Source organism: Enterobacter sp. PTB (assembly GCF_051130085.1).
Classification (GTDB): domain Bacteria; phylum Pseudomonadota; class Gammaproteobacteria; order Enterobacterales; family Enterobacteriaceae; genus Enterobacter; species Enterobacter ludwigii.
Genome location: NZ_JBDKEE010000007.1, coordinates 62,590 through 83,803, shown reverse-complemented (window position 1 = coordinate 83,803; position 21,214 = coordinate 62,590). Strand labels below are relative to the sequence as shown.

Below are 21,214 nucleotides of genomic sequence, written 5' to 3'. Positions count from 1 at the left end.
ATCGCCTTTCCCCTCATGGGGAGCGATTATTCCACGATGAACAGCGGCTTACCAGTCATCTCTTCAGGGATCTCCATGCCCATCAGCGACAACATGGTTGGCGCGATGTCGGAAAGCTTGCCGCCTTCCACTGCTTTCAGTGATTTATCACCCACATAAATCAGCGGAACAGGCAGGTTGGTGTGAGCGGTGTGCGCCTGGCCGGTTGCCGGGTCGCGCATCTGTTCTGCGTTACCGTGGTCAGCGGTGATGAGCAGCTGGCCACCAACGGATTCAACCGCTTTCGCGACCTGGTCAACACAGTGATCCAGCGCTTCAACCGCTTTTACGGCGGCTTCCATCACGCCGGTATGACCCACCATGTCGCCGTTCGGGTAGTTACAGATGATGGTGTCGTATTTGCCGCTTTCGATTGCCGCAACCAGTTTTTCAGTCAGCTCGGCAGAGCTCATTTCTGGCTGCAGATCATAGGTAGCCACTTTGGGTGAATTAATCAGAATGCGATCTTCGCCTTTGAACGGCTCTTCAACACCGCCGTTAAAGAAGAAGGTGACGTGGGCATATTTCTCGGTTTCGGAGATACGCAGCTGTGTCTTGTCGTTCTTCGCCATCCACTCGCCGAAGGTATTGGCCAGTGAAGCGGGTGGATAAGCGCATGGCGCATTGATGTCAGCGGCGTATTCGGTCAGCTGAATAAAGTCGATCTTCACCACTTTCTTACGGGTGAAACCGTCGAAATCACTGTTCACGAACGCACGGGTGATTTCACGCGCGCGGTCAGCACGGAAGTTCATGAAGATCAGCGCGTCGCCGTCTTCCATGGCGGCATCAGCCTGACCTTCAGCACGAATGACGGTTGCTTTCACGAATTCATCGTTTTCATCACGCGCGTAAGCGGCTTCCAGACCTTCCACCGCGGTCGCGAACTGGAATTCACCTTTTGCCAGCGTCATCAGGTCATAGGCCTGTTCAACGCGATCCCAACGGTTGTCGCGGTCCATTGCGTAGTAGCGCCCGATGATAGAGGCCACACGTCCTTTGCCAAGCGCGGCGAATTTGTTTTCGAAGGAGGCCAGTGAACCTTTTGCGCTGCGTGGTGGCGTATCACGACCGTCCAGGAAAGCGTGCAGATAGATTTTTTCTGCGCCGCGCTCAGCCGCCAGTTCAACCATCGCCATGATGTGATCTTCGTGGCTGTGTACGCCACCGGCGGAGAGCAGACCCATGATATGAACTGCTTTACCGGCCGCCACGGCTCTGTCCACCGCGCCGCAAAGTACTGGGTTGTTGAAGAAGGTACGTTCTTTGATTTCAACGTCCAGACGCGTCAGGTCCTGATACACGATACGACCTGCACCCAGGTTTACGTGGCCAACTTCGGAGTTGCCCATCTGACGATCTGGCAGACCCACTTCCAGCCCGGACGCATCAATCAGGGTGTGGGGACGTTTTGCCCACAGCGCGTCCATCACCGGCGTTTTGGCGTTGAAAATGGCGTTATCCTGTTGATCTTCACGGTAGCCATAGCCATCCAGAATCACCAGTACCATAGGTTTTTTAGAAACCGACATTGCGACAACCTCATGCTCAAGAGTCAAAATTTGCGTAATTTTACTACAGCTGAATCGATCAAATAGCCGCAGAAGATCAAAGAAAGCGCAGGGGCAAGGTGCTTAGCGGACGCTTTTGAGGCAATTTTTTAGGTGGCAGGCCTCAGAAAATGGATTAGGTTATGGTCGCTGGCTGTATTTGCCACAACGCACAGGTATACTCCTGTCCTGGTTTTTTTAATCACTAAGTCGGAGTAGTTACCCTCCATGCAAGAAATTATGCAATTCGTTAGCCGCCATCCGGTTCTGAGCATCGCGTGGATTGGCCTGCTGGCTGCTGTGCTGTTCACCACATTTAAAGGCCTGACGTCTAAGATTAAGGTTATCACCCGTGGTGAAGCGACGCGTCTGATTAACAAAGAAGATGCCGTCGTGGTCGATCTGCGTCAGCGTGACGATTTCCGTAAAGGTCACATTGCTGGCGCTATCAACCTGTTACCTGCTGAAATCAAAGCGAACAACGTTGGCGAGCTTGAGAAACATAAAGCCCAGCCGATTATCGTTGTTGACGCGACCGGTATGCAGGCGCAGGAATCTGCCAGCGCGCTGCATAAAGCAGGCTTCGAAAACGTAACGGTTCTGAAAGAAGGTATTTCCGGCTGGAGCGGGGAAAATCTTCCTTTGGTTCGCGGTAAATAAGGAGTTCAGTAATGGCCAATATCGAGATCTACACCAAAGCAACGTGCCCGTTCTGCCACCGTGCAAAAGCGCTTCTGAACAGCAAAGGCGTAGCGTTCAAAGAACTGCCGATTGACGGTGACGCGATTAAACGCGAAGAGATGATCCAACGTAGTGGTCGTACGACGGTTCCGCAGATTTTTATTGATGCGCAGCACATTGGCGGCTGTGATGACTTGTATGCGCTCGATGCCCGTGGTGGACTCGATCCGCTGCTGAGCTAAGAGACTTTAGGACAATTAAAAAGGGTTTTTCCATGTCAGAACAAAACAACACCGAAATGACTTTCCAGATCCAGCGTATCTACACCAAGGATGTCTCTTTCGAAGCGCCAAATGCGCCACACGTTTTCCAGAAAGATTGGCAGCCAGAGGTTAAACTTGATCTTGATACCGCATCTACCCAACTGGCGGATGACGTGTATGAAGTCGTACTGCGTGTGACTGTTACTGCCTCTCTGGGCGAAGAGACTGCATTCCTGTGTGAAGTTCAGCAGGGCGGCATCTTCTCCATCGGCGGCATCGAAGGCAACCAGATGGCGCACTGCCTGGGTGCATACTGCCCGAACATTCTGTTCCCGTATGCTCGCGAATGCATCACCAGCCTGGTTTCTCGCGGTACATTCCCGCAACTGAACCTTGCGCCAGTTAACTTTGATGCGCTGTTCATGAACTATCTGCAGCAGCAAGCTGGCGAAGGTACTGAACAACATCAGGATGCCTGATGAGCACTCTTAATGCGTCAATGACTGTGATCGGTGCCGGCTCATACGGCACCGCTCTTGCCATCACGCTGGCAAGAAATGGTCACGAAGTGGTTCTCTGGGGCCACGACCCAAAACATATCGCGACGCTGCAACGCGACCGTTGCAACGTGGCGTTCCTCCCGGACGTTCCGTTCCCAGACTCCCTGCACCTTGAAAGTGACCTTGCGACCGCGCTGGCGGCCAGCCGCAACATTCTGATTGTGGTGCCGAGCCATGTGTTTGGCGAAGTGCTGCGCCAGATCAAGCCGCTGATGCGTCCTGATGCGCGCATTGTATGGGCCACCAAAGGGCTGGAAGCCGAAACCGGACGCCTGTTGCAGGATGTCGCCCGCGAAGCGCTGGGTGATGACATCCCGCTGGCGGTTATCTCGGGGCCGACGTTTGCTAAAGAGCTGGCCGCTGGCCTGCCGACGGCGATCTCGCTGGCATCAACCGATCAGGCCTTCTCCGACGATCTTCAACATCTGCTGCACTGCGGTAAAAGCTTCCGCGTTTACAGCAACCCCGATTTTATCGGTGTACAGCTGGGCGGTGCGGTGAAGAACGTGATTGCGATCGGCGCCGGAATGTCCGACGGGATTGGCTTTGGTGCCAACGCACGTACCGCACTGATTACGCGCGGCTTAACCGAGATGTCCCGCCTTGGCGCAGCACTGGGTGCCGATCCGACCACCTTCATGGGCATGGCGGGCCTGGGCGATCTGGTGCTGACCTGTACCGACAACCAGTCCCGTAACCGCCGCTTTGGCATGATGCTCGGTGAGGGCATGGATGTGAAAGGCGCGCAGGAGAAGATTGGTCAGGTGGTTGAAGGCTATCGCAATACCAAAGAAGTTCGCGAATTGGCGCACCGTTTTGGTGTCGAAATGCCAATAACCGAGGAAATTTATCAGGTATTGTATTGCGGAAAAAATGCGCGCGAGGCAGCATTGACCTTATTAGGTCGTTCGCGCAAGGATGAGCGCAGCAGTAACTAGTCGCAGGGATTCTTGTTAGCACTATGACCCGGCCAGCACAGAACTGGCCGGTCATTAACATGTCGTCTGGAGTAAGCAATGCCGTGTGAAGAACTGGATATCGTCTGGAACAATATTAAAGCTGAAGCCCGGGCTTTGGCTGACTGCGAGCCAATGCTGGCCAGTTTCTATCATGCGACGCTACTCAAGCACGAAAACCTCGGCAGCGCCCTGAGCTATATGCTCGCCAATAAACTGGCTTCCTCGATTATGCCCGCCATCGCCATTCGTGAAGTGGTAGAAGAGGCCTATGCCGCTGACCCTGAAATGATCGCTTCTGCTGCCTGTGATATCCAGGCCGTGCGCACGCGTGACCCGGCGGTGGACAAATACTCTACGCCGTTGCTGTATCTGAAGGGCTTTCATGCCTTGCAGGCGTATCGCATCGGCCACTGGCTGTGGAATGAAGGCCGCCGCGCGCTGGCTATCTTCCTGCAAAACCAGGTTTCCGTGACCTTCCAGGTGGATATTCACCCGGCCGCGAAAATAGGCCGCGGGATCATGCTTGACCACGCCACCGGCATTGTCGTCGGTGAAACCGCGGTGATTGAAGATGACGTTTCGATTCTGCAGTCGGTCACGTTAGGCGGTACCGGTAAAACCAGCGGCGATCGCCATCCGAAAATCCGTGAAGGGGTGATGATTGGCGCGGGCGCCAAGATCCTCGGCAACATCGAAGTGGGTCGTGGTGCGAAGATTGGCGCCGGTTCGGTTGTTCTGCAGCCTGTTCCGCCGCACACGACCGCCGCTGGCGTACCGGCACGTATTGTCGGTAAACCAGACAGCGACAAACCGTCGATGGATATGGATCAGCACTTCAACGGTATTCACCATACGTTTGAGTATGGTGACGGTATTTAACTTCTGAGAATGGCGCCCGGGTATCCCAGCTGGCGCCATGCTTCATACACCACCACCGACACCGCATTTGACAGGTTCATGCTGCGGCTGTCCGGCATCATCGGAATACGAATCTTCTGCTCAGCGGGCAGGGCATCAAGAATGGTGGCCGGCAGGCCGCGCGTTTCCGGGCCAAACATCAGATAATCACCGTCCTGATAGCGCACGGCGCTATGTGCCGGCGTACCTTTGGTGGTCAGGGCGAACATGCGCTGCGGGTTTTCGCTTTCCAGAAACGCGGCGTAATCATGATGGCGAACCACGGCCGTAAATTCATGATAATCCAGCCCCGCGCGGCGCAGACGTTTGTCGTCCCACGTAAAACCCATCGGCTCGATGATATGCAGACGAAAACCGGTGTTGGCGCACAGGCGGATAATATTGCCGGTATTCGGCGGAATTTCTGGTTCGAATAAAACGATGTTAAGCATGCTGCCCCCTTAATTGCGGGGGCAGAATAGCAGAAACCGGGCCGCTTATGCGACGCCGAGATCCTGCGAGCGGCAACGCAGCATTTTGTAGAAGGTTGCCGCGGCCGCCAGCAGGGCGGGCAGGCTAAGGATCATCAAAATACTGTCTGCCTGCCACTGCATGGAGAGAAGCTGCGCGCTGGTCATGGTGCCCGCCACGCCACCAAAGCGGCCAATGCCCTGCATCCAGGCAATGCCCGTTGCGCGACACTCGGTAGGATAAAAGGTGGCTGCCAGCGTCTGCATTCCCGATTGCGCGCCGTTCATCGCGATCCCCATCAGGAAAATCAAGCCGCCAAACAGAGCGATATGATTATGTTCAATGCCGAGCGCCAGAATGAGCAGCATGGTCAGGACAAAGCCACCTGCGACCACTTTGTGTGCCTCCCAGCGATCCATCATCCAGCCCGCGAGAAGGATGCCTGCGGTACCGCCGAAGGTGAACAGCGAGGTAAGCCATGCGGATTCCGCGAGTGGATAGCCCATCCCCAGCATCAGTGTCGGCATCCAGCTAAGCAGAACGTAATAAATCACCAGCCCCATAAAATAGGTTACCCATAGCATCAGGGTGCCAGGCAGCCAGGGCTGTGAAAACAGCTGTGCTACGCTCCCTTTTTTGGCGGCGACCCGATCCTCTGCGAGGAAGAAACCAGTGACGCCATCGAGGGTCGTGCGGGCGAAACGGCTGGCGATACGGCGGATCTGCATCATGTCTTTCCCGCGCTGCACCAGGTATTTCACCGATTCCGGTAAAAACAGCATCAGCAGCAGCGTTAATATCAGCGGTGCTATCGCGCCGGTCAGCAGTACGCTTCGCCAGCCATGATGCGGGATAAGCCAGGACGATATCGCCCCACCGCCGGCCGCGCCCAGCGGGAAGCCGCAGTACATGGTATTAATCGCCATGGCGCGACAGCGCTGAGGGGCAAACTCTGAGATGAGGGTGATGGCGTTCGGCATGGCGGCACCCAGCCCCAGGCCTGTCAGAAACCGCCATAGCGTCAGGGTGTTAAGGCTTTGTGCCCAGGCCGTCCCCAGGCTTGAAAGGCCGAAGAACAGACAAGAAAAGACCAGTACGCGCTTGCGGCCTATCCGGTCCGATACCGGGCCTGCGACCAGCGCTCCCAGCGACAGCCCGAGCAGTGCTGCGCTCAGTACCGGTCCCAGATCCTGTTTGTGTATGCCCCATTCTGCCGACAGCGTGGGCGCAATGTAGCCCATTGCTGCGGTATCGAAACCATCGATCGCCAGCACCAAAAAGCCCAGCACGATGAGCACCCAGTGAAATCCGGAAAAGGGACTGTCGTCGATCACCTGCTGAATATCCACCTGACCTGAATATCTCATACGCTCCCCTCTGATGTGATGGTGTTTTTGTGTTCTTGTATTTGCTTGTCTATACAATTGCGTGCGGCACAGATATGTCAAATTTTCTTATCCAATATGTTACCTGGATGTTATTTTTGACAAAAAAAAGCGCCCGAGGGGAGTTCGGACGCGAGGAGAGGGGGAAGGGGTATCAGACGGGCGTCAGGCTGCGTCACCCTGGGCAAGCGGTGCCAGTGCGGCGGGTAATTTACCCAACTCCTGCACCAGGGAGTCCTTGCTGATTTCGCGAATCGTTTTTGCGCCGGTCAACGTCATCGCCACTTTCATCTCTTTTTCGATCAGGTTGAGCAGATTCGCCACCCCTGCCTGACCAGCCGTAGCCAGTGCATAAAGATATGCGCGTCCGAGCAATACGCTGTCTGCGCCAAGGGCAATCATACGCACCACGTCAAGCCCGTTGCGGATACCGCTGTCGGCGAGGATAGCGATATCACCTTTCACCGCATCGGCAATCGCCGGCAGTGCGCGTGCGGAAGAGAGTACCCCGTCAAGCTGACGTCCGCCGTGGTTAGAGACCACAATACCGTCAGCGCCAAAGCGCACGGCATCGCGGGCATCTTCCGGGTCGAGGATCCCTTTGATCACCATCGGGCCGTCCCAGAATTCGCGGATCCACTCCAGGTCTTTCCACGAGATGGACGGATCGAAATTATTCGCCAGCCAGCCGATGTAATCTTCCAGCCCGGTGGGTTTACCGAGATAGGCCGAGATATTCCCCAGATCGTGCGGGCGACCATTCACACCGACATCCCAGGCCCATTGCGGGTGCGTTACTGCCTGCCAGTAGCGACGCAGGGCAGCATTTGGGCCGCTCATCCCGGAGTGGGCATCACGGTAACGGGCGCCAGGCGTCGGCATATCAACGGTAAAGACCAGCGTTGAACAGCCCGCGGCTTTGGCACGCTCCAGCGCGTTGCGCATAAAGCCGCGATCGCGCAGGACGTACAGCTGGAACCACATCGGACGCTGGAGGGTCGGGGCCACTTCTTCAATCGGGCAGACGGAGACGGTGGAGAGGGTAAACGGAATACCTTTGGCATCCGCTGCCCCTGCCGCCTGGACTTCACCCCGGCGGGCGTACATGCCGCACAAACCGACTGGCGCAAGGGCCACCGGCATGGAAAGCGTTTCGTTAAACAGCGTTGTCTCAAGGCTCAGCTCAGACATATCTTTCAGCACGCGCTGGCGCAGCGCCACTTCCGACAGATCTTCCACGTTGCGGCGCAGGGTGTATTCGGCATAAGCCCCACCGTCGATATAGTGGAACAGGAACGGCGGCAAAATGCGCTGCGCTGCGGCGCGATAGTCACTGGCTGCTGAAATAATCATGCTTTGTTCTCCCTGGAAATATCACTGTCGCCAGGCAGACGGGTAATACGCGCCTGTCGGGCCTGATCTTCATCGAATCGTTTAATGGTGGTGTGCACGAACCCCAGATGCGCCATCATCGCTTTGCGCGCGGCTTCAGCATCCCCGGCCAGAATGGCGTTGAGTACCGCCTCGTGCTGTTCGGTCAGTTGGGCAAATACCGGCGGGACCAGATACATACGCTGGCGGCTCTGCTTCACGGAGGATTGCAGCAGATCGAAGAAACCACGCATGGTCTGGAGCAGAACGACGTTGTGCGACGCTTCGGCAATCGCCAGATGAAACCGCACGTCCGCCTGCGAGGCGATGTCCGGGTCGCTGCTTTGGGTGGCGTCAAAGCAGGCTTTGAGCTTCTCTTTGTCGGCTTCAGTGGCCCGCATGGCCGCATGCCAGGCGGTACTGGTTTCGATGGCGTGCCGCGCTTCAATGATGTCGAAGCTGTAGTCCGGGTCGTTTTCCATCAACGTTTTAAGCGGCTGCACGATGTTTTGCTCGGACCAGTCATCGTGCTGCCAGCGGACAAAGGTGCCGCCGCCCCGACGGCTTACCAGTACCCCTTCGCTGACCAGCGTCGCCAGCGCCTCACGCAGTGAGTTACGAGATACACCGAGTTGGGCGGCGAGCTGGCGCTCGGCGGGCAATTTCATGCCCGCTTCCAGCTGTTGTTCTTCAATCAGCGCCCGTACGCGAGAGGCAATCTCGTCGGACAGGCGTCTGGGCATGACTATCATGGGATCATCCAGGTTAAGACATAGGCCTGCAGGGTCGTGATCATCCCGACCATACAGGTGAATATCAGGCTGTGTTTCACGGTAAAGCGGAACAGGTCCGACTCTTTACCGACCAGTCCCACCGCCGCACAGGCAATGGCGATGGATTGCGGTGAGATCATCTTGCCGGTCACGCCGCCGGTAGTATTGGCGGCCACCAGAAGGATGTCCGACACGCCAATCTGCTGGGCTGCCGTCGCCTGCAGGGCCGCAAACAGGGCGTTAGATGAGGTATCTGAACCGGTCAGGAACACCCCCAGCCAGCCGAGGAACGGCGAGAAGAACGTGAAGGCGTGGCCGGTATGCGCCAGCGCAAGCGCCAGTGTCGATGACAGGCCGGAATAGTTCGAGATAAACGCGAACGCCAGCACCATGCCGATGGAGTAGATCGGCAGCATCAGCTCCTTAATGGTAGCCGCAAAAGTCTGTACTGCAGCCGCTGGCTTCATGCGTAACCACACCACAGACAGGATAGCGGCAAACAGGATTGCGGTGCCGGTTGCTGAGAACCAGTCAAATTTATACACCGCGGCATACGGCGTGGCGGCGTGCACCACGGGCGGCATGCGGGCGACCATCTTGTCGAGGAACGGCACGGAGATGTTAATGACCATCTCATACAGTGCGCCGCCAGGTGCGAACAGGGCCTTAAACGGTGGAATACTCCAGAGCGTAACCGTGGCGGTCAGGAACAGGAACGGAGACCATGCGCGAATGATTTGTCCCGCGGTATAACCGGTACGTGCCAGGGTTTGATCGACGTGTGAAGCACCCATATCGGCGAAACGGAAGATGCGTACCGGCTGCCAGCGTTTCAGGAACAGCGTCAGGCAGACCAGCGACACCAGTGAAGAGATAATGTCCGGCAATTCGGGGCCGAGGAAATTCGAGCTGAGATACTGGGCAATGGCAAACGAGCCGCCAGCGACGACCACCGCAGGCCATGTCTCTTTCACGCCGCGCCAGCCATCCATAATCGCCATGATCCAGAACAGCACGATGATGGTCAGGAACGGCAGCTGACGGCCAACCATCTGGCCAATTTCAAAGCTGTCCAGACCGGTGACCTGCCCGGCGACCAGAATCGGGATCCCCATCGCACCAAACGCCACCGGCGCGGTGTTAACGATCAGACAAAGACCTGCAGCGTAAAGCGGGTTGAACCCCAGCCCGACTAACAGCGCCGCGGTGATGGCAACCGGTGCGCCAAACCCGGCCGCCCCTTCCAGAAAAGCCCCGAAGGAGAAACCGACAATCAGCATCTGCAGACGCTGGTCCGGAGTAATGGAAAGTATCGATGAGCGGATAATGTCGAACTGCCCGGTTTTCACCGAGATTTTGTAGACAAAGACCGCCGCGATGATGATCCACGCAATCGGCCACAGGCCGTAGAAGAAACCATAGACGACGGAGGCCAGCGCGCGATCGACCGGCATTTTATAGAAGAACAGTGCCACCATTAGCGCAATGGCAACGGTGTACGTCGCGGCCAGGTATCCCTTCAGCTTGAGCTTAATCAGCGCAAAGAAGAAGAACAGGATCGGAAGCGATGCGATCAGGCTCGACAGCCAGATATTGCCAGCCGGATCGTAGTTTTGTTGCCAGAGGCTCATGCAGGTCTCCTGAGGACCAGACAGTCTGCGTAGCGGGTGAGTCTCCGCTCATCTCTGCGTCACAAACTGTGTAAAAGTGGTCCTTCCAATATTGTGTTGTAGGGTGAATGACAATAAATGGTTAACCAGTTGTTATGAGTCGGCAATGATTTTGTGAGGGGAATTAGTGGAATTGTGAACCAGGAAAGTGATTACCGGGAGATTGGTTGGGCCAATTTTAAGCGGTGAGGGGGGCGACGCGGTGTGGTTTTCGCCCTCTCGCCTGGGAGAGAGGGCGGGGGACGATCAAAACGCGGTCTTACAAAAACCCGTCATCTCTTTCAGACCCATTTCGCGACCAAGCTCGGTCATGGGATGAACCACCACCAGGCCACGGACGCTTTTCTTCAGCTTGCCCATGTCGGCCTGCTCTTTTTTTGTGATGGCGCGACGGTGCGGCATGCTCAACAGCTTTTGGGCTTCGTTGCTCAGCTTCTGGCCTTTGACTTCGCGCAGACGCTCGATTTCCGCTTCAAGCTTCTCACTCTCTTTCTCCAGCTCGGCATACTTCTCGGCGGATTCAACCAGCGAGAGACCAGCCATCTGGTGGCGGATCAGATCCAGGCGGTCGCTCAGGCGTTTAATTTCGTTCTTTTCGACTTCTTTCATGACAAATAACTCTGAAAACGGGGAATTTACAGGGAAGGATACACCAATGTGAGCAGGCTTACTTCTGAAACGCTTTTTTTAAGCTGATTCGGGAAATCAGCTCAGTCAGGGAAAGGACCATTGTGGAACGGACAACCTGTTGATAACGCAGCTTTTGCATCGCGTACAGCTCAGGGTCACTGTTATCAAAATGGGGAGCAGGGGGAAGCGCGGTGACGCAGTGTAGCTCGCCGAAGGGGCCAAGGATCTCATCATCGGTAAAGGTGTACTCATTACCGTCATGATTTAACTCTTCGCGCAGTGCCATCAGCAGCTCGGCATCTTCATACTCTTGTCGGTTCAACACGCCAAGACCATAAATCAGCTTCAGACGTACCGATAAATCGCCCAGCGGTCCGTCTCCGTCCAGTAACGGTTCTACAGCATATTTTACCGCGTAGTCGTCTTTGCGAAACACCTGAAGTACCAGAATATTCACCGCCTCGGTTAGCAACTCGACGGCGGCAATCAGGAAACTTCGTACGGTTTTGCCAGCATTCAGACGCTCAAGCACACGATTTTCAAAGGCCTGGGTTTGTTCCATTATTGCCTGCATATCTGACAATCTGTTATTTGGGCGCAGGCTATCCTGCGCCGCACTCTGCATCATTTGATTGCGTTGTAAGCGTTCACCGCCTCCACAACCACGTCGCTGTTAGCATCCAGACCAGAGATCTGCGCCAGCGCACCCTGCGGGCCTTTATCGTTAATCAGCTGAGCCAACTCCTGCGCCTGAGGATCCTGTTCGCTGCGGTAATGCATCGCGGCGGCAATCCCTTTCACCAGGTTGGCGTGCGCAAGACCATACTCCAGCGTGCCCAGCAGCGGTTTAATCAGGCGATCGCCCGCGCTCAGTTTACGCAGTGGCTGACGGCCTACGCGCTCAACGTCATCTTTCAGATACGGGTTTTCAAAACGACCGAGGATTTTCTGGATGTATGCTGCATGTTTCTCAGCATCAAAACCGTAGCGTTTGATCAGCACCGCGCCGCTCTCTTCCATTGCCCCTTTAACCACCGCACGGATGCTCTCATCGAGGATCGCGTCACGAATGGTCTGATGACCGGCCAATTTTCCGAGGTACGCGGTTATAGCATGCCCGGTGTTCAGCGTGAAGAGTTTACGTTCGACAAAGGCCATCAGGTTATCGGTTAATTCCATCCCCGGAATGGTTGGCAGCGCGCCTTTAAACTGGGTTTTGTCGACGATCCACTCGCTGAAGGTTTCCACGGTCACTTCCAGCGGATCGTGGGTGGCGGATTCTGATGGCGGAACGATACGGTCAACGGCGGAATCCACAAAGCCGATGTGCGCTTCCACCCAGGCTTTATCTTCGTCCGCGACGGCGGCGAGCACATGGCCTTTCAGCTGCGTGGTGCCGCGCACCATGTTTTCACAGGCGATGATGTTCAGCGGTGTGTCGATGCCCTGCGCTTTACGTTTTGCCAGGCCTTTCGCCACCGCAGGGGCAATGCGCTCAAGCACCACCGGGCCAACGGCCGTGGTCACCAGATCGACACTGGCGATGAGGTCGATAACGTCTTCGCCAATGCTGCTTACCGCATTAACGCCAGACACCGTCTCAACCTGCTCGTTTTCGCCTACCACATGTACCTGATAGCTATGACGGGCATTCAGGGCATCCAGGACTACCTGATTCACATCGGCGAATGTCAGCGTAATGCCTGCGTCTGCCAGCAGTTTACCGATAAAGCCACGACCGATATTACCTGCGCCAAAATGTAATGCTTTCATAGAATTAACCTTAATCAATGTTTTTACCCGAGAGGGCTGGGGTGAGGCTTTGCCCTCACCCTAACCCTCTCCCCACAGGGGGAGAGGGAAGAGGTTCCGTTACTTGTTCAACAGCGCCAGCACTTCTTCCACGCTGGTGGTGTTGGCCAGACGTTCAATGACAGAGTCGTCATCCAACGCGTTGGTCAGGCTGGTAATCACCTGGATGTGCTCGTTGTTGCGAGCGGCGATACCAATCACCAGGCGGGCGATGTCGTCTTCTTCTTCACCGAAGCGTACACCATCCGGATACTGGCAGAACACCACGCCGGTTTTCAGTACGCGGTCTTTCGCTTCAACCGTACCGTGTGGAACCGCAATGGATTCACCCAGATAGGTTGGGGTCAGCTTTTCACGCTCCAGCATCGCGTCAACGTATTCAGGCTGCACGTAGCCGCCTTTCACCAGCTGTTCACCGGCAAAGCGAATCGCCTCTTCCTTGTGGGACGCCGTGCGGCCCAGGAAGATGTTTTCTGCGCCCAGGCGGAACAGGTGGCTGTCGTTCGCGTCAAAGCTGTCTTTCAGGCTGTCGCGGACTTTGACTTCGTTATCTTCATGACGCTGCGCGGCCACCAGACGTTCGGTCAGGTTGGTGTACAGGCCGCTGTCCAGGAAGTTGGTCAGCGAAATGTGCTGTGCCTGAGGAACCTGACGCATCGCACGTTCGGTCAGATCGCGGTGCGTAATCACCAGGTCAACATCTGCAGGCAGGCTGTTGATGGCGCTGTTGGTGACGGAGATGTTGGTCAGACCCGCATCCTGCACTTTCTTACGCAGCACGCCGGCACCCATGGCGCTGGAACCCATACCCGCATCACACGCCACGATGATTTTACGTACGTGGCTCAGGTCGTTAGAGACATCGCCCGCCGCCAGCGGCGTTGCGCCTTTTGATTCGGCTTTCATGTCATGCATACGACGGGTTGCCGCTTCGATATCGTCATCTTCTTTCACTTTGCTGGTTTTCAGCAGGATAGAAGAGACCACGAAGGAGACGGCCATTGCCGCACAGATGGCTGCGATGTTAGCGAAATAGGCACCTTTCGGGGTCATCGCCAGGACCGCCAGGATGGAGCCTGGAGAGGCCGGAGAAACCAGACCACCGCCCAGCACGCTCAGGGTGAACACGCCCGTCATACCGCCGAGGATAACGGCCAGGATCAGACGTGGGTTCATCAGCACGTAAGGGAAGTAAATTTCGTGGATACCGCCCAGGAAGTGGATGATAGCCGCGCCGCCCGCAGACTGTTTCGCACTGCCGCGACCAAAGAACATGTACGCCAGCAGAACACCCATGCCCGGGCCCGGGTTGGCTTCAATCAGGAAGAATATGGACTTGCCGAGGTCATGAGACTGCTGAATGCCCAGCGGTGAGAAGATACCATGGTTAATGGCGTTGTTGAGGAACAGGATTTTCGCCGGTTCAACAAAGATAGACGCCAGCGGCAGCATGTCGTGCGCAACCATGAAGTTAACGCCTGCCGCCAGAACTTTGGACAGCACTTCAACCGCAGGGCCAATACCGAGGAACGCCAGAATCGCGAGGATCATACCGATGATGCCCGCAGAGAAGTTGTTCACCAGCATTTCGAAGCCGGATTTGATCTTGCCATCAACCCAGACGTCGAATTTCTTAATTGCCCAGCCGCCCAGAGGGCCCGCAATCATTGCACCGAGGAACATCGGCATATCCGCACCGACGATAACCCCCATCGTCGTGATGGCACCCACAACGCCACCACGGTCTCCACCCACCAGACGACCCCCGGTAAACCCGATAAGCAGCGGCAGCAGGTAGGTAATCATTGGGCCAACAAGTTTCGCCAGCGTTTCGTTAGGCAACCACCCTGTCGGAATGAACAACGCAGTGATGATACCCCACGCGATAAACGCGCCGATATTTGGCATCACCATATTGCTGAGGAAACGACCAAAGCTTTGAACTTTGATCTTGAAATCGGATGACATAAAACACCCCTTCTTCTGTTTACGCTTAGGCTTGCGGCCCGAGGTTTATTGTTAATGAGGCGGCAGAGGTAGCCGGGCCCTGTTCTGATGCTGTGAAATCTGGCACTGAATCGTTCAACTGTCCAGACGACGGAAATTTGTGTGATATGAATCACGTAAATGTAGGGGGTGCAGACATGAATGAAGTGATCTTCGTCACAAAAATGGTGGATAAAAAAAATACGATGGCGATAAATAAAGCAAAAACCACCCACTTCTGTGATGTAAATCACATTTGGTTGTCGTGAGTTTGTTTCTGGATTGTGACTAATTTCACAAAAAATTTTTATGCAGAATTCTCCGGATGTGATCGGCGACAAATTCTGCCTGGCGATTCAACGCCAGGATGGTATGAAGTCACACATAAAGCTAAAAAATGACTTTTCATGTGTGGTATGGCGAAAAGCAATAAGGTACGTTACGCTCATATTGTAAGGTTAAGTCTATTATTATTCAGGATATATTTTGACACGCTTATAAACTTGCATGGAGATATTATAAAAAACGATACTCCCCGGCTCTGAAATATAAGTACACCTCGTATTTATAAAAAATTAATTAGGTTGCGTACCGTTTTATTAATTTAATGAGTTGACGTTGTTTAAGTGAGGAGAATATGTTTCTCAACTATTTTGCGCTGGGCGTATTGATTTTTGTATTTCTGGTTCTTTTTTACGGAATCATCGCCATCCATGATATTCCTTATAATATGGCCAAAAAACGGAATCATCCCCATGCGGATGCCATTCATACGGCGGGATGGATTAGCCTGTTTACGCTCCATGCGATTTGGCCGTTCCTGTGGATTTGGGCCACGTTGTACCGCGAAGATCGCGGCTGGGGGATGCAGAACCACATCTCAAAACCTGATGAGGTCCCGGGTATGGATGCTCTGACTAAACGTGTGGCCGAATTAGAACAAAAACTGGCAGCGGTACCTCCCACGGCTGACAAGAACACGCTGGAGCACTAATCATGGATCTGCTGATTATTTTGACCTATGTGGCCTTTGCCTGGGCCATTTTTAAAATATTCCGTATTCCGGTAAACCAGTGGACCCTCGCGACCGCAACATTAGGTGGGGTGTTTATTGTCGCCGGGCTTATCCTGTTGATGAACTATAACCATCCCTATACTTTTACGGCGCAAAAAGCGGTTATTTCCATTCCGATTACGCCGCAGGTTACTGGGGTAGTGAGTGAAGTTACCGATAAAAATAACCAGCTAATTAAAAAAGGCGAAGTGTTATTTAAACTTGATCCGGGCCGCTATCAGGCGCGCGTCGACAGACTGCAGGCCGACCTGGTCACCGCCACGCACAATATCGACAATCTCAAAGCGCAGCTTGCGGAAGCGGTCGCCAATACCACGCGCGTGTCCGCTGAACGTGATCGCCTGTATAAAGATTACCAGCGCTACCTGAAAGGCAGCCGCGCAAAGGTTAACCCGTTCTCTGAAAGCGATATCGACAACGCACGGCAAAACTATCTGGCGCAGGATGCGCTGGTAAAAGGCTCGGTGGCTGAACAGACGCAAATACAAAGTCAGTTAGACAGTATGGTCAACGGTGAGCAATCCCAGGTTGCTTCCCTGCGTGCTCAGCTTGCTGAAGCGAAATACAACCTGGATCAGACCGTGGTGCGTGCGCCGAGCAATGGCTATATCACGCAGGTGCTGATTCGTCCGGGGACCTATGCTGCCGCGCTGCCGCTGCGCCCGGTCATGGTCTTTATTCCTGAACAGAAACGCCAGATTGTGGCCCAGTTCCGTCAGAACTCGCTGCTGCGTCTGAAGCCGGGCGACGAAGCGGAAGTGGTCTTCAACGCGCTGCCGGGCCAGGTCTTCTCCGGCAAGCTCACCAGTATTCTGCCGGTGGTGCCGGGGGGGTCATACCAGGCGCAGGGTGCGTTGCAGTCTCTGACCGTGATCCCTGGTACCGATGGCGTATTAGGCACTATCGAGCTGGAGCCGAATGCTGATGTCGATGCGCTGCCCGACGGCATTTATGCTCAGGTGGCGGTCTATTCGGATCACTTTGCTCACGTCTCGGTAATGCGTAAGGTGCTGCTGCGTATGACCAGCTGGATGCACTACCTCTATCTCGATCACTAACCTCTTCAGGGCAGGAATGCGACACGCATACCTGCCCTTTTTTCATCGCTTGATCCATACTGACTTTTTTCGGCATCAAGGATCAGGCAATGAAACTTATCGGCAGCTACACCAGTCCCTTCGTGCGAAAAATCTCGATTCTCCTGCTGGAGAAAGGGATTGAATTCGAGTTCGTCAATGAACAGCCTTATCACGCTGAAAACGGTGTGGCGCAGTACAACCCGCTGGGAAAAGTGCCGGCGCTGGTAACAGACGAAGGCCAGTACTGGTTTGATTCCCCCATTATTGCGGAGTACATCGAGCTGCTCGGCGTGGCCCCGGCGATGTTACCGGCCGATCCAAACGCGGCGCTGGCAATGAAGCAAATTGAAGCGCTGGCCGACGGTATTATGGATGCGGCGTTAACGTCCGTACGCGAGCAGGCAAGACCCGCCGCCCAGCAGTCTGAAACGGAACTGTTACGCCAGCGTGAAAAAATCAGCCGCAGCCTGGACTGGTGCGAACAGCTTATCCGGGAGGGAAAAATTCAACCCGATAGCCTGAACCTGGCAACGATAGCCATTGCCTGCGCCATCGGTTATCTCAATTTCCGGCACGTTTCCCCCGGCTGGTGCGTCGACCGTCCATTGCTGGTGAAGCTTGCAGAAACGCTCTTTCAGCGCGAGAGCTTTGCCCGTACCGAACCGCCAAAGGCTTGATGCGGGTTATAACACTTCGCAGCAGGAGGCGGTACAATCCCTTCTTATGTTGACTCCCTCTCCCGTCGGGAGGGGGGATGATATTTACTCGCCAGGCGCTTTCATGACAACTCATCACTCCCTGTACAGCCAGATCCCTGCAACCGACCGTCTTCTTCGCGAGCCGCGCGTGCATGCTGCCGTTGCGCGGTTCGGCCATACTGCGACGGTTGAAATATTACGTCTGCTTCAGGACGAAGCCCGCAGCCATATTCAGACAGAAAATGCATTGCCGGACTGGTGTGCGGCGTGGGGGCAGGAAGTGGAGCTGAGGCTCGAGGAGAAAGCACAAAGCGCGTTACGCCCGGTCATCAACCTGACGGGAACCGTGCTGCACACCAACCTTGGTCGCGCTCAACAGGCAGAAGAGGCCGTCGCTGCGGTCGTGCAGGCCATGCGTTCCCCCGTGACGCTTGAGTACGATCTGGACGGCGCAGGGCGCGGACATCGCGATCGGGCGCTGGCGGACCTGCTCTGCGAGCTGACCGGCGCAGAAGATGCCTGCATCGTGAATAACAACGCGGCGGCGGTACTGTTAATGCTGGCAGCGACCGCCAGCGGTAAAGAGGTGGTGGTTTCCCGTGGCGAGCTGGTCGAGATTGGCGGTGCGTTTCGCATTCCGGATGTTATGCGCCAGGCGGGCTGTACCCTGCATGAAGTGGGCACCACCAACCGCACGCATGCAAAAGATTATCGCGCGGCAGTGAATGAAAATACCGGGCTGCTGATGAAGGTCCACACCAGTAATTATCAGATAGCCGGATTCACCAAAACCGTTGAAGAGGCGGAGCTGGCGGAGCTGGGCCGTGAGCTGGGTGTGCCGGTGGTGGCCGACCTCGGTAGCGGTTCGCTGGTCGATCTGAGCCAGTACGGTCTGCCAAAAGAGCCCATGCCGCAGGAGATGATTGCGGCGGGCGTCAGTCTCGTGAGTTTCTCCGGCGACAAACTGCTTGGCGGCCCGCAGGCGGGGATTATCGTGGGTAAACGTGCGCTTATTGCGAAGCTGCAGCAGCACCCGCTCAAGCGTGCACTGCGAGCCGATAAAATGACGCTTGCTGCGCTGGAAGCGACGCTGCGCCTTTATCTCCACCCGGAAAAACTGGCTGAACGTCTGCCTACGCTGCGCCTGCTGGCCCGTGATGCCGCCTCAATTCGCGCCCAGGGTGAGCTGCTCTTGCCACACGTTGCGCCGCACTACCCCGATTTTGACGTGCGCCTTGAAGCTTGTCAGTCGCAGATCGGCAGCGGTTCACTGCCGGTGGACAGGCTGCCCAGCGCGGCGCTCACGTTTACACCCCGTGACGGGCGCGGCAGCCAGCTTGACGCTTTGTCGGCGCGCTGGCGTGCCTTGCCAGCACCGGTTATCGGGCGCATTTACGATGGCCGAATGTGGCTGGATCTACGCTGTCTTGAAGATGAAGCGCGATTTCTGGAGATGCTGTTGAAATGATTATTGCCACCGCCGGTCACGTCGACCACGGAAAAACCACCTTATTACAGGCCCTGACCGGGGTGAATGCCGATCGTCTGCCGGAAGAGAAAAAACGCGGCATGACCATCGATCTGGGCTATGCCTACTGGCCTCAGCCTGATGGCCGGGTGCTGGGTTTTATTGATGTACCGGGACACGAGAAGTTTCTTTCTAACATGCTGGCGGGCGTCGGTGGCATCGATCATGCTCTGCTGGTGGTGGCCTGTGATGACGGCGTGATGGCGCAAACGCGTGAACATCTGGCAATTTTACAGCTGACGGGCAACCCGCAGCTGACCGTTGCGCTGACCAAAGCTGACCGCGTCGATGAGGCACGACTCAACGCGGTGCGTGAAACCGTGCAGGCGACCTTGCGGGAGTATGGATTTGCCGATGCGCCATTGTTCGTCACCGTGGCGACAGAAGGGCGCGGTATTGACGAACTTCGCCACCATTTGCAGCAGCTTACTTCACGCGAGCATGCCAGCCATCATCGTTTCCGTCTGGCGATCGACCGGGCCTTTACCGTTAAAGGCGCGGGGCTGGTGGTCACCGGTACCGCGCTGAGCGGTGAAGTGAACGTGGGCGATACCTTATGGCTCACGGGTGCCAACGCCCCGATGCGTGTGCGCAGTTTGCATGCGCAGAACCAGCCCGTAGAGCATGCCCATGCCGGGCAGCGCATCGCGCTCAATATTGCGGGCGATGCGGAAAAAGAGAAGCTTAACCGTGGCGACTGGCTGCTGGCCGGTGTACCGCCAGAGCCTTCTGAGCGGGCGATCGTCGCCCTGCAGACGCATGTGCCGCTGACCCAATGGCAGCCGCTGCATATCCACCACGCGGCCAGCCATATCACCGGGCGCGTGTCACTGCTGGAAAACGACCTTGCCGAACTGGTTTTCGATTCGCCACTGTGGCTCGCGGATAATGACCGTCTGGTACTGCGTGACATTTCGGCCCGGGAGACGCTGGCCGGGGCGCGGGTAGTAGCGCTCAACCCGCCGCGTCGCGGCAAGCGCAAGCCGGAGTATCTGCAATGGCTGGGAGCGCTGGCGCAGGCCGCGGATGATAAAGCCGCGTTGCTTGTTCATCTTGAGCGCGGTGCCGTCAATCTGAGCGATTTCGCATGGGCTCGTCAGCTCAGCGCGGAAGGATTACGCCTGCTGACCCAGGAGCCCGGTTTTATTCAGGCGGGTAACAATTTACTGAATGCCCCGGTCGCAGCATGCTGGCAGCGCAAGGTACTGACCACGCTCGCCACTTACCATGAACAGCATCAGGATGAACCCGGCCCGGGACGTGAACGCCTGCGACGCATGGCGCTGCCGATGGAAAACGATGCGCTGGTGCTGCTGTTGATTGAAAACATGCGCGAAAGTGGGCTGATAAAAAGCCACCACGGCTGGCTGCATCTGCCGGATCACAAAGCCGGGTTCAACGCCGGGCAAGAGGCGATATGGCAGAAAGTAGCCCCGCTGTTTGGCGACGAGCCGTGGTGGGTTCGCGATCTCGCACGTGAAACGAATACTGACGAACAGGTGATGCGCCAGGTATTGCGCCATGCGGCGCAGCAGGGATTAATCGTCGCGATCGTGAAAGATCGTTATTACCGTAACGATCGCATTGTGGCGTTTGCTAACCTGATCCGCGAGCTGGATCAGGCGCGAGGCACGACCTGCGCAGCAGATTTCCGCGATCGGCTGAACGTCGGGCGCAAGCTGGCGATCCAGATCCTGGAATATTTCAACCGCATCGGCTTTACCCGTCGTCGTGGCAACGATCATTTATTGCGGGATTCGTTATTATTTCCTGAAACTCCGTGACCC

At 55.8% G+C, this 21,214-nt stretch carries 20 protein-coding genes; 10 read left to right on the top strand and 10 right to left on the bottom strand.

Features of this window, described 5'->3' with window-relative positions:
- Positions 1-26: 26 nt before the first annotated feature.
- Complete coding sequence (gene gpmM / locus AAIR21_RS10955) at positions 27-1,571, bottom strand: 2,3-bisphosphoglycerate-independent phosphoglycerate mutase (RefSeq protein ID WP_063214986.1); 1,545 nt, start codon at positions 1,569-1,571, stop codon at positions 27-29.
- Positions 1,572-1,817: 246 nt separating this feature from the next.
- Between gpmM and AAIR21_RS10950 the strand changes: the two genes are divergently transcribed.
- From AAIR21_RS10950 to cysE, 5 genes are all read left to right on the top strand, one after another.
- The gene (locus AAIR21_RS10950; RefSeq protein WP_014168077.1) at positions 1,818-2,249 is read left to right on the top strand and encodes a rhodanese-like domain-containing protein; all 432 of its coding nucleotides are present in this window, start codon (positions 1,818-1,820) and stop codon (positions 2,247-2,249) included.
- 11 nt (positions 2,250-2,260) lie between these two features.
- Positions 2,261-2,512: a glutaredoxin 3 gene (grxC, locus tag AAIR21_RS10945; RefSeq protein WP_014168078.1), complete on the top strand. Its 252-nt coding sequence runs from the start codon at positions 2,261-2,263 to the stop codon at positions 2,510-2,512.
- A 32-nt stretch (positions 2,513-2,544) separates the two neighbouring features.
- Positions 2,545-3,012: a protein-export chaperone SecB gene (secB, locus tag AAIR21_RS10940; RefSeq protein WP_014168079.1), complete on the top strand. Its 468-nt coding sequence runs from the start codon at positions 2,545-2,547 to the stop codon at positions 3,010-3,012.
- Positions 3,012-4,031 (top strand): NAD(P)H-dependent glycerol-3-phosphate dehydrogenase, encoded by a 1,020-nt coding sequence (gene gpsA / locus AAIR21_RS10935; RefSeq protein WP_014168080.1) that lies wholly within the window; start codon positions 3,012-3,014, stop codon positions 4,029-4,031. The genes secB and gpsA overlap by 1 nt, the downstream gene beginning before the upstream one ends.
- 78 nt (positions 4,032-4,109) lie before the next feature.
- Positions 4,110-4,931, top strand: coding sequence for a serine O-acetyltransferase (gene cysE / locus AAIR21_RS10930; RefSeq protein WP_008502718.1), 822 nt, complete (start codon positions 4,110-4,112; stop codon positions 4,929-4,931).
- Here the strand turns inward: cysE and trmL are convergent.
- The 9 genes from trmL to AAIR21_RS10885 all read right to left on the bottom strand — a co-directional run bounded on the left by trmL (position 4,928) and on the right by AAIR21_RS10885 (position 15,029).
- Entirely contained in the window at positions 4,928-5,401 is a 474-nt protein-coding gene (trmL, locus tag AAIR21_RS10925) for a tRNA (uridine(34)/cytosine(34)/5-carboxymethylaminomethyluridine(34)-2'-O)-methyltransferase TrmL (RefSeq protein ID WP_014168081.1), read from the bottom strand. The genes cysE and trmL overlap by 4 nt on opposite strands.
- A gap of 45 nt (positions 5,402-5,446) precedes the next feature.
- Complete coding sequence (locus AAIR21_RS10920) at positions 5,447-6,787, bottom strand: MFS transporter (protein WP_025206448.1); 1,341 nt, start codon at positions 6,785-6,787, stop codon at positions 5,447-5,449.
- Between the two features lie 183 nt (positions 6,788-6,970).
- On the bottom strand, positions 6,971-8,158 hold the full coding sequence (gene lldD / locus AAIR21_RS10915) for an FMN-dependent L-lactate dehydrogenase LldD (RefSeq protein WP_014168083.1): 1,188 nt from the start codon (positions 8,156-8,158) through the stop codon (positions 6,971-6,973).
- Positions 8,155-8,928, bottom strand: a complete 774-nt coding sequence (lldR, locus tag AAIR21_RS10910; RefSeq protein WP_014168084.1) for a transcriptional regulator LldR — start codon at positions 8,926-8,928, stop codon at positions 8,155-8,157. Before lldR ends, lldD begins: the two co-directional genes overlap by 4 nt.
- Positions 8,925-10,580 carry an L-lactate permease gene (gene lldP, locus AAIR21_RS10905; protein WP_181239912.1) on the bottom strand — a complete coding sequence of 552 codons (1,656 nt, stop codon included), beginning with the start codon at positions 10,578-10,580 and terminating at the stop codon, positions 8,925-8,927. Before lldP ends, lldR begins: the two co-directional genes overlap by 4 nt.
- Positions 10,581-10,865: 285 nt before the next feature.
- Positions 10,866-11,228 (bottom strand): YibL family ribosome-associated protein, encoded by a 363-nt coding sequence (locus tag AAIR21_RS10900; RefSeq protein WP_014168086.1) that lies wholly within the window; start codon positions 11,226-11,228, stop codon positions 10,866-10,868.
- A gap of 58 nt (positions 11,229-11,286) precedes the next feature.
- A complete protein-coding gene (mtlR, locus tag AAIR21_RS10895; protein WP_025206446.1) occupies positions 11,287-11,874 on the bottom strand; it encodes a mannitol operon repressor MtlR in 588 nt (195 codons plus the stop codon).
- On the bottom strand, positions 11,874-13,022 hold the full coding sequence (gene mtlD / locus AAIR21_RS10890) for a mannitol-1-phosphate 5-dehydrogenase (protein WP_025206445.1): 1,149 nt from the start codon (positions 13,020-13,022) through the stop codon (positions 11,874-11,876). The genes mtlR and mtlD overlap by 1 nt, the downstream gene beginning before the upstream one ends.
- A 99-nt stretch (positions 13,023-13,121) precedes the next feature.
- Entirely contained in the window at positions 13,122-15,029 is a 1,908-nt protein-coding gene (locus AAIR21_RS10885; protein ID WP_014168089.1) for a PTS mannitol transporter subunit IICBA, read from the bottom strand.
- A gap of 655 nt (positions 15,030-15,684) precedes the next feature.
- Between AAIR21_RS10885 and AAIR21_RS10880 the strand changes: the two genes are divergently transcribed.
- From AAIR21_RS10880 to selB, 5 genes are all read left to right on the top strand, one after another.
- The gene (locus AAIR21_RS10880; protein ID WP_014168090.1) at positions 15,685-16,041 is read left to right on the top strand and encodes a DUF3302 domain-containing protein; all 357 of its coding nucleotides are present in this window, start codon (positions 15,685-15,687) and stop codon (positions 16,039-16,041) included.
- Between the two features lie 2 nt (positions 16,042-16,043).
- Positions 16,044-17,180 (top strand): HlyD family secretion protein, encoded by a 1,137-nt coding sequence (locus AAIR21_RS10875; protein ID WP_014168091.1) that lies wholly within the window; start codon positions 16,044-16,046, stop codon positions 17,178-17,180.
- A gap of 89 nt (positions 17,181-17,269) precedes the next feature.
- Positions 17,270-17,878, top strand: a complete 609-nt coding sequence (locus tag AAIR21_RS10870) for a glutathione S-transferase (protein ID WP_014168092.1) — start codon at positions 17,270-17,272, stop codon at positions 17,876-17,878.
- Between the two features lie 103 nt (positions 17,879-17,981).
- Positions 17,982-19,367, top strand: coding sequence for an L-seryl-tRNA(Sec) selenium transferase (gene selA / locus AAIR21_RS10865; protein WP_032679999.1), 1,386 nt, complete (start codon positions 17,982-17,984; stop codon positions 19,365-19,367).
- Positions 19,364-21,211 carry a selenocysteine-specific translation elongation factor gene (selB, locus tag AAIR21_RS10860; RefSeq protein ID WP_181239914.1) on the top strand — a complete coding sequence of 616 codons (1,848 nt, stop codon included), beginning with the start codon at positions 19,364-19,366 and terminating at the stop codon, positions 21,209-21,211. The genes selA and selB overlap by 4 nt, the downstream gene beginning before the upstream one ends.
- Positions 21,212-21,214: the final 3 nt, after the last annotated feature.

Coding starts and splice junctions, on each gene's coding strand:
- selA (WP_032679999.1), top strand. CDS start 17,982: ATGACAACTCATCACTCCCTGTACAGCCAGATCCCTGCAACCGACCGT.
- lldD (WP_014168083.1), bottom strand. CDS start 8,158: ATGATTATTTCAGCAGCCAGTGACTATCGCGCCGCAGCGCAGCGCATT.
- grxC (WP_014168078.1), top strand. CDS start 2,261: ATGGCCAATATCGAGATCTACACCAAAGCAACGTGCCCGTTCTGCCAC.
- gpsA (WP_014168080.1), top strand. CDS start 3,012: ATGAGCACTCTTAATGCGTCAATGACTGTGATCGGTGCCGGCTCATAC.
- lldR (WP_014168084.1), bottom strand. CDS start 8,928: ATGATAGTCATGCCCAGACGCCTGTCCGACGAGATTGCCTCTCGCGTA.
- AAIR21_RS10885 (WP_014168089.1), bottom strand. CDS start 15,029: ATGTCATCCGATTTCAAGATCAAAGTTCAAAGCTTTGGTCGTTTCCTC.
- AAIR21_RS10900 (WP_014168086.1), bottom strand. CDS start 11,228: ATGAAAGAAGTCGAAAAGAACGAAATTAAACGCCTGAGCGACCGCCTG.
- gpmM (WP_063214986.1), bottom strand. CDS start 1,571: ATGTCGGTTTCTAAAAAACCTATGGTACTGGTGATTCTGGATGGCTAT.
- lldP (WP_181239912.1), bottom strand. CDS start 10,580: ATGAGCCTCTGGCAACAAAACTACGATCCGGCTGGCAATATCTGGCTG.
- AAIR21_RS10875 (WP_014168091.1), top strand. CDS start 16,044: ATGGATCTGCTGATTATTTTGACCTATGTGGCCTTTGCCTGGGCCATT.
- secB (WP_014168079.1), top strand. CDS start 2,545: ATGTCAGAACAAAACAACACCGAAATGACTTTCCAGATCCAGCGTATC.
- trmL (WP_014168081.1), bottom strand. CDS start 5,401: ATGCTTAACATCGTTTTATTCGAACCAGAAATTCCGCCGAATACCGGC.
- selB (WP_181239914.1), top strand. CDS start 19,364: ATGATTATTGCCACCGCCGGTCACGTCGACCACGGAAAAACCACCTTA.
- AAIR21_RS10920 (WP_025206448.1), bottom strand. CDS start 6,787: ATGAGATATTCAGGTCAGGTGGATATTCAGCAGGTGATCGACGACAGT.
- mtlR (WP_025206446.1), bottom strand. CDS start 11,874: ATGCAGAGTGCGGCGCAGGATAGCCTGCGCCCAAATAACAGATTGTCA.
- cysE (WP_008502718.1), top strand. CDS start 4,110: ATGCCGTGTGAAGAACTGGATATCGTCTGGAACAATATTAAAGCTGAA.
- AAIR21_RS10880 (WP_014168090.1), top strand. CDS start 15,685: ATGTTTCTCAACTATTTTGCGCTGGGCGTATTGATTTTTGTATTTCTG.
- AAIR21_RS10950 (WP_014168077.1), top strand. CDS start 1,818: ATGCAAGAAATTATGCAATTCGTTAGCCGCCATCCGGTTCTGAGCATC.
- AAIR21_RS10870 (WP_014168092.1), top strand. CDS start 17,270: ATGAAACTTATCGGCAGCTACACCAGTCCCTTCGTGCGAAAAATCTCG.
- mtlD (WP_025206445.1), bottom strand. CDS start 13,022: ATGAAAGCATTACATTTTGGCGCAGGTAATATCGGTCGTGGCTTTATC.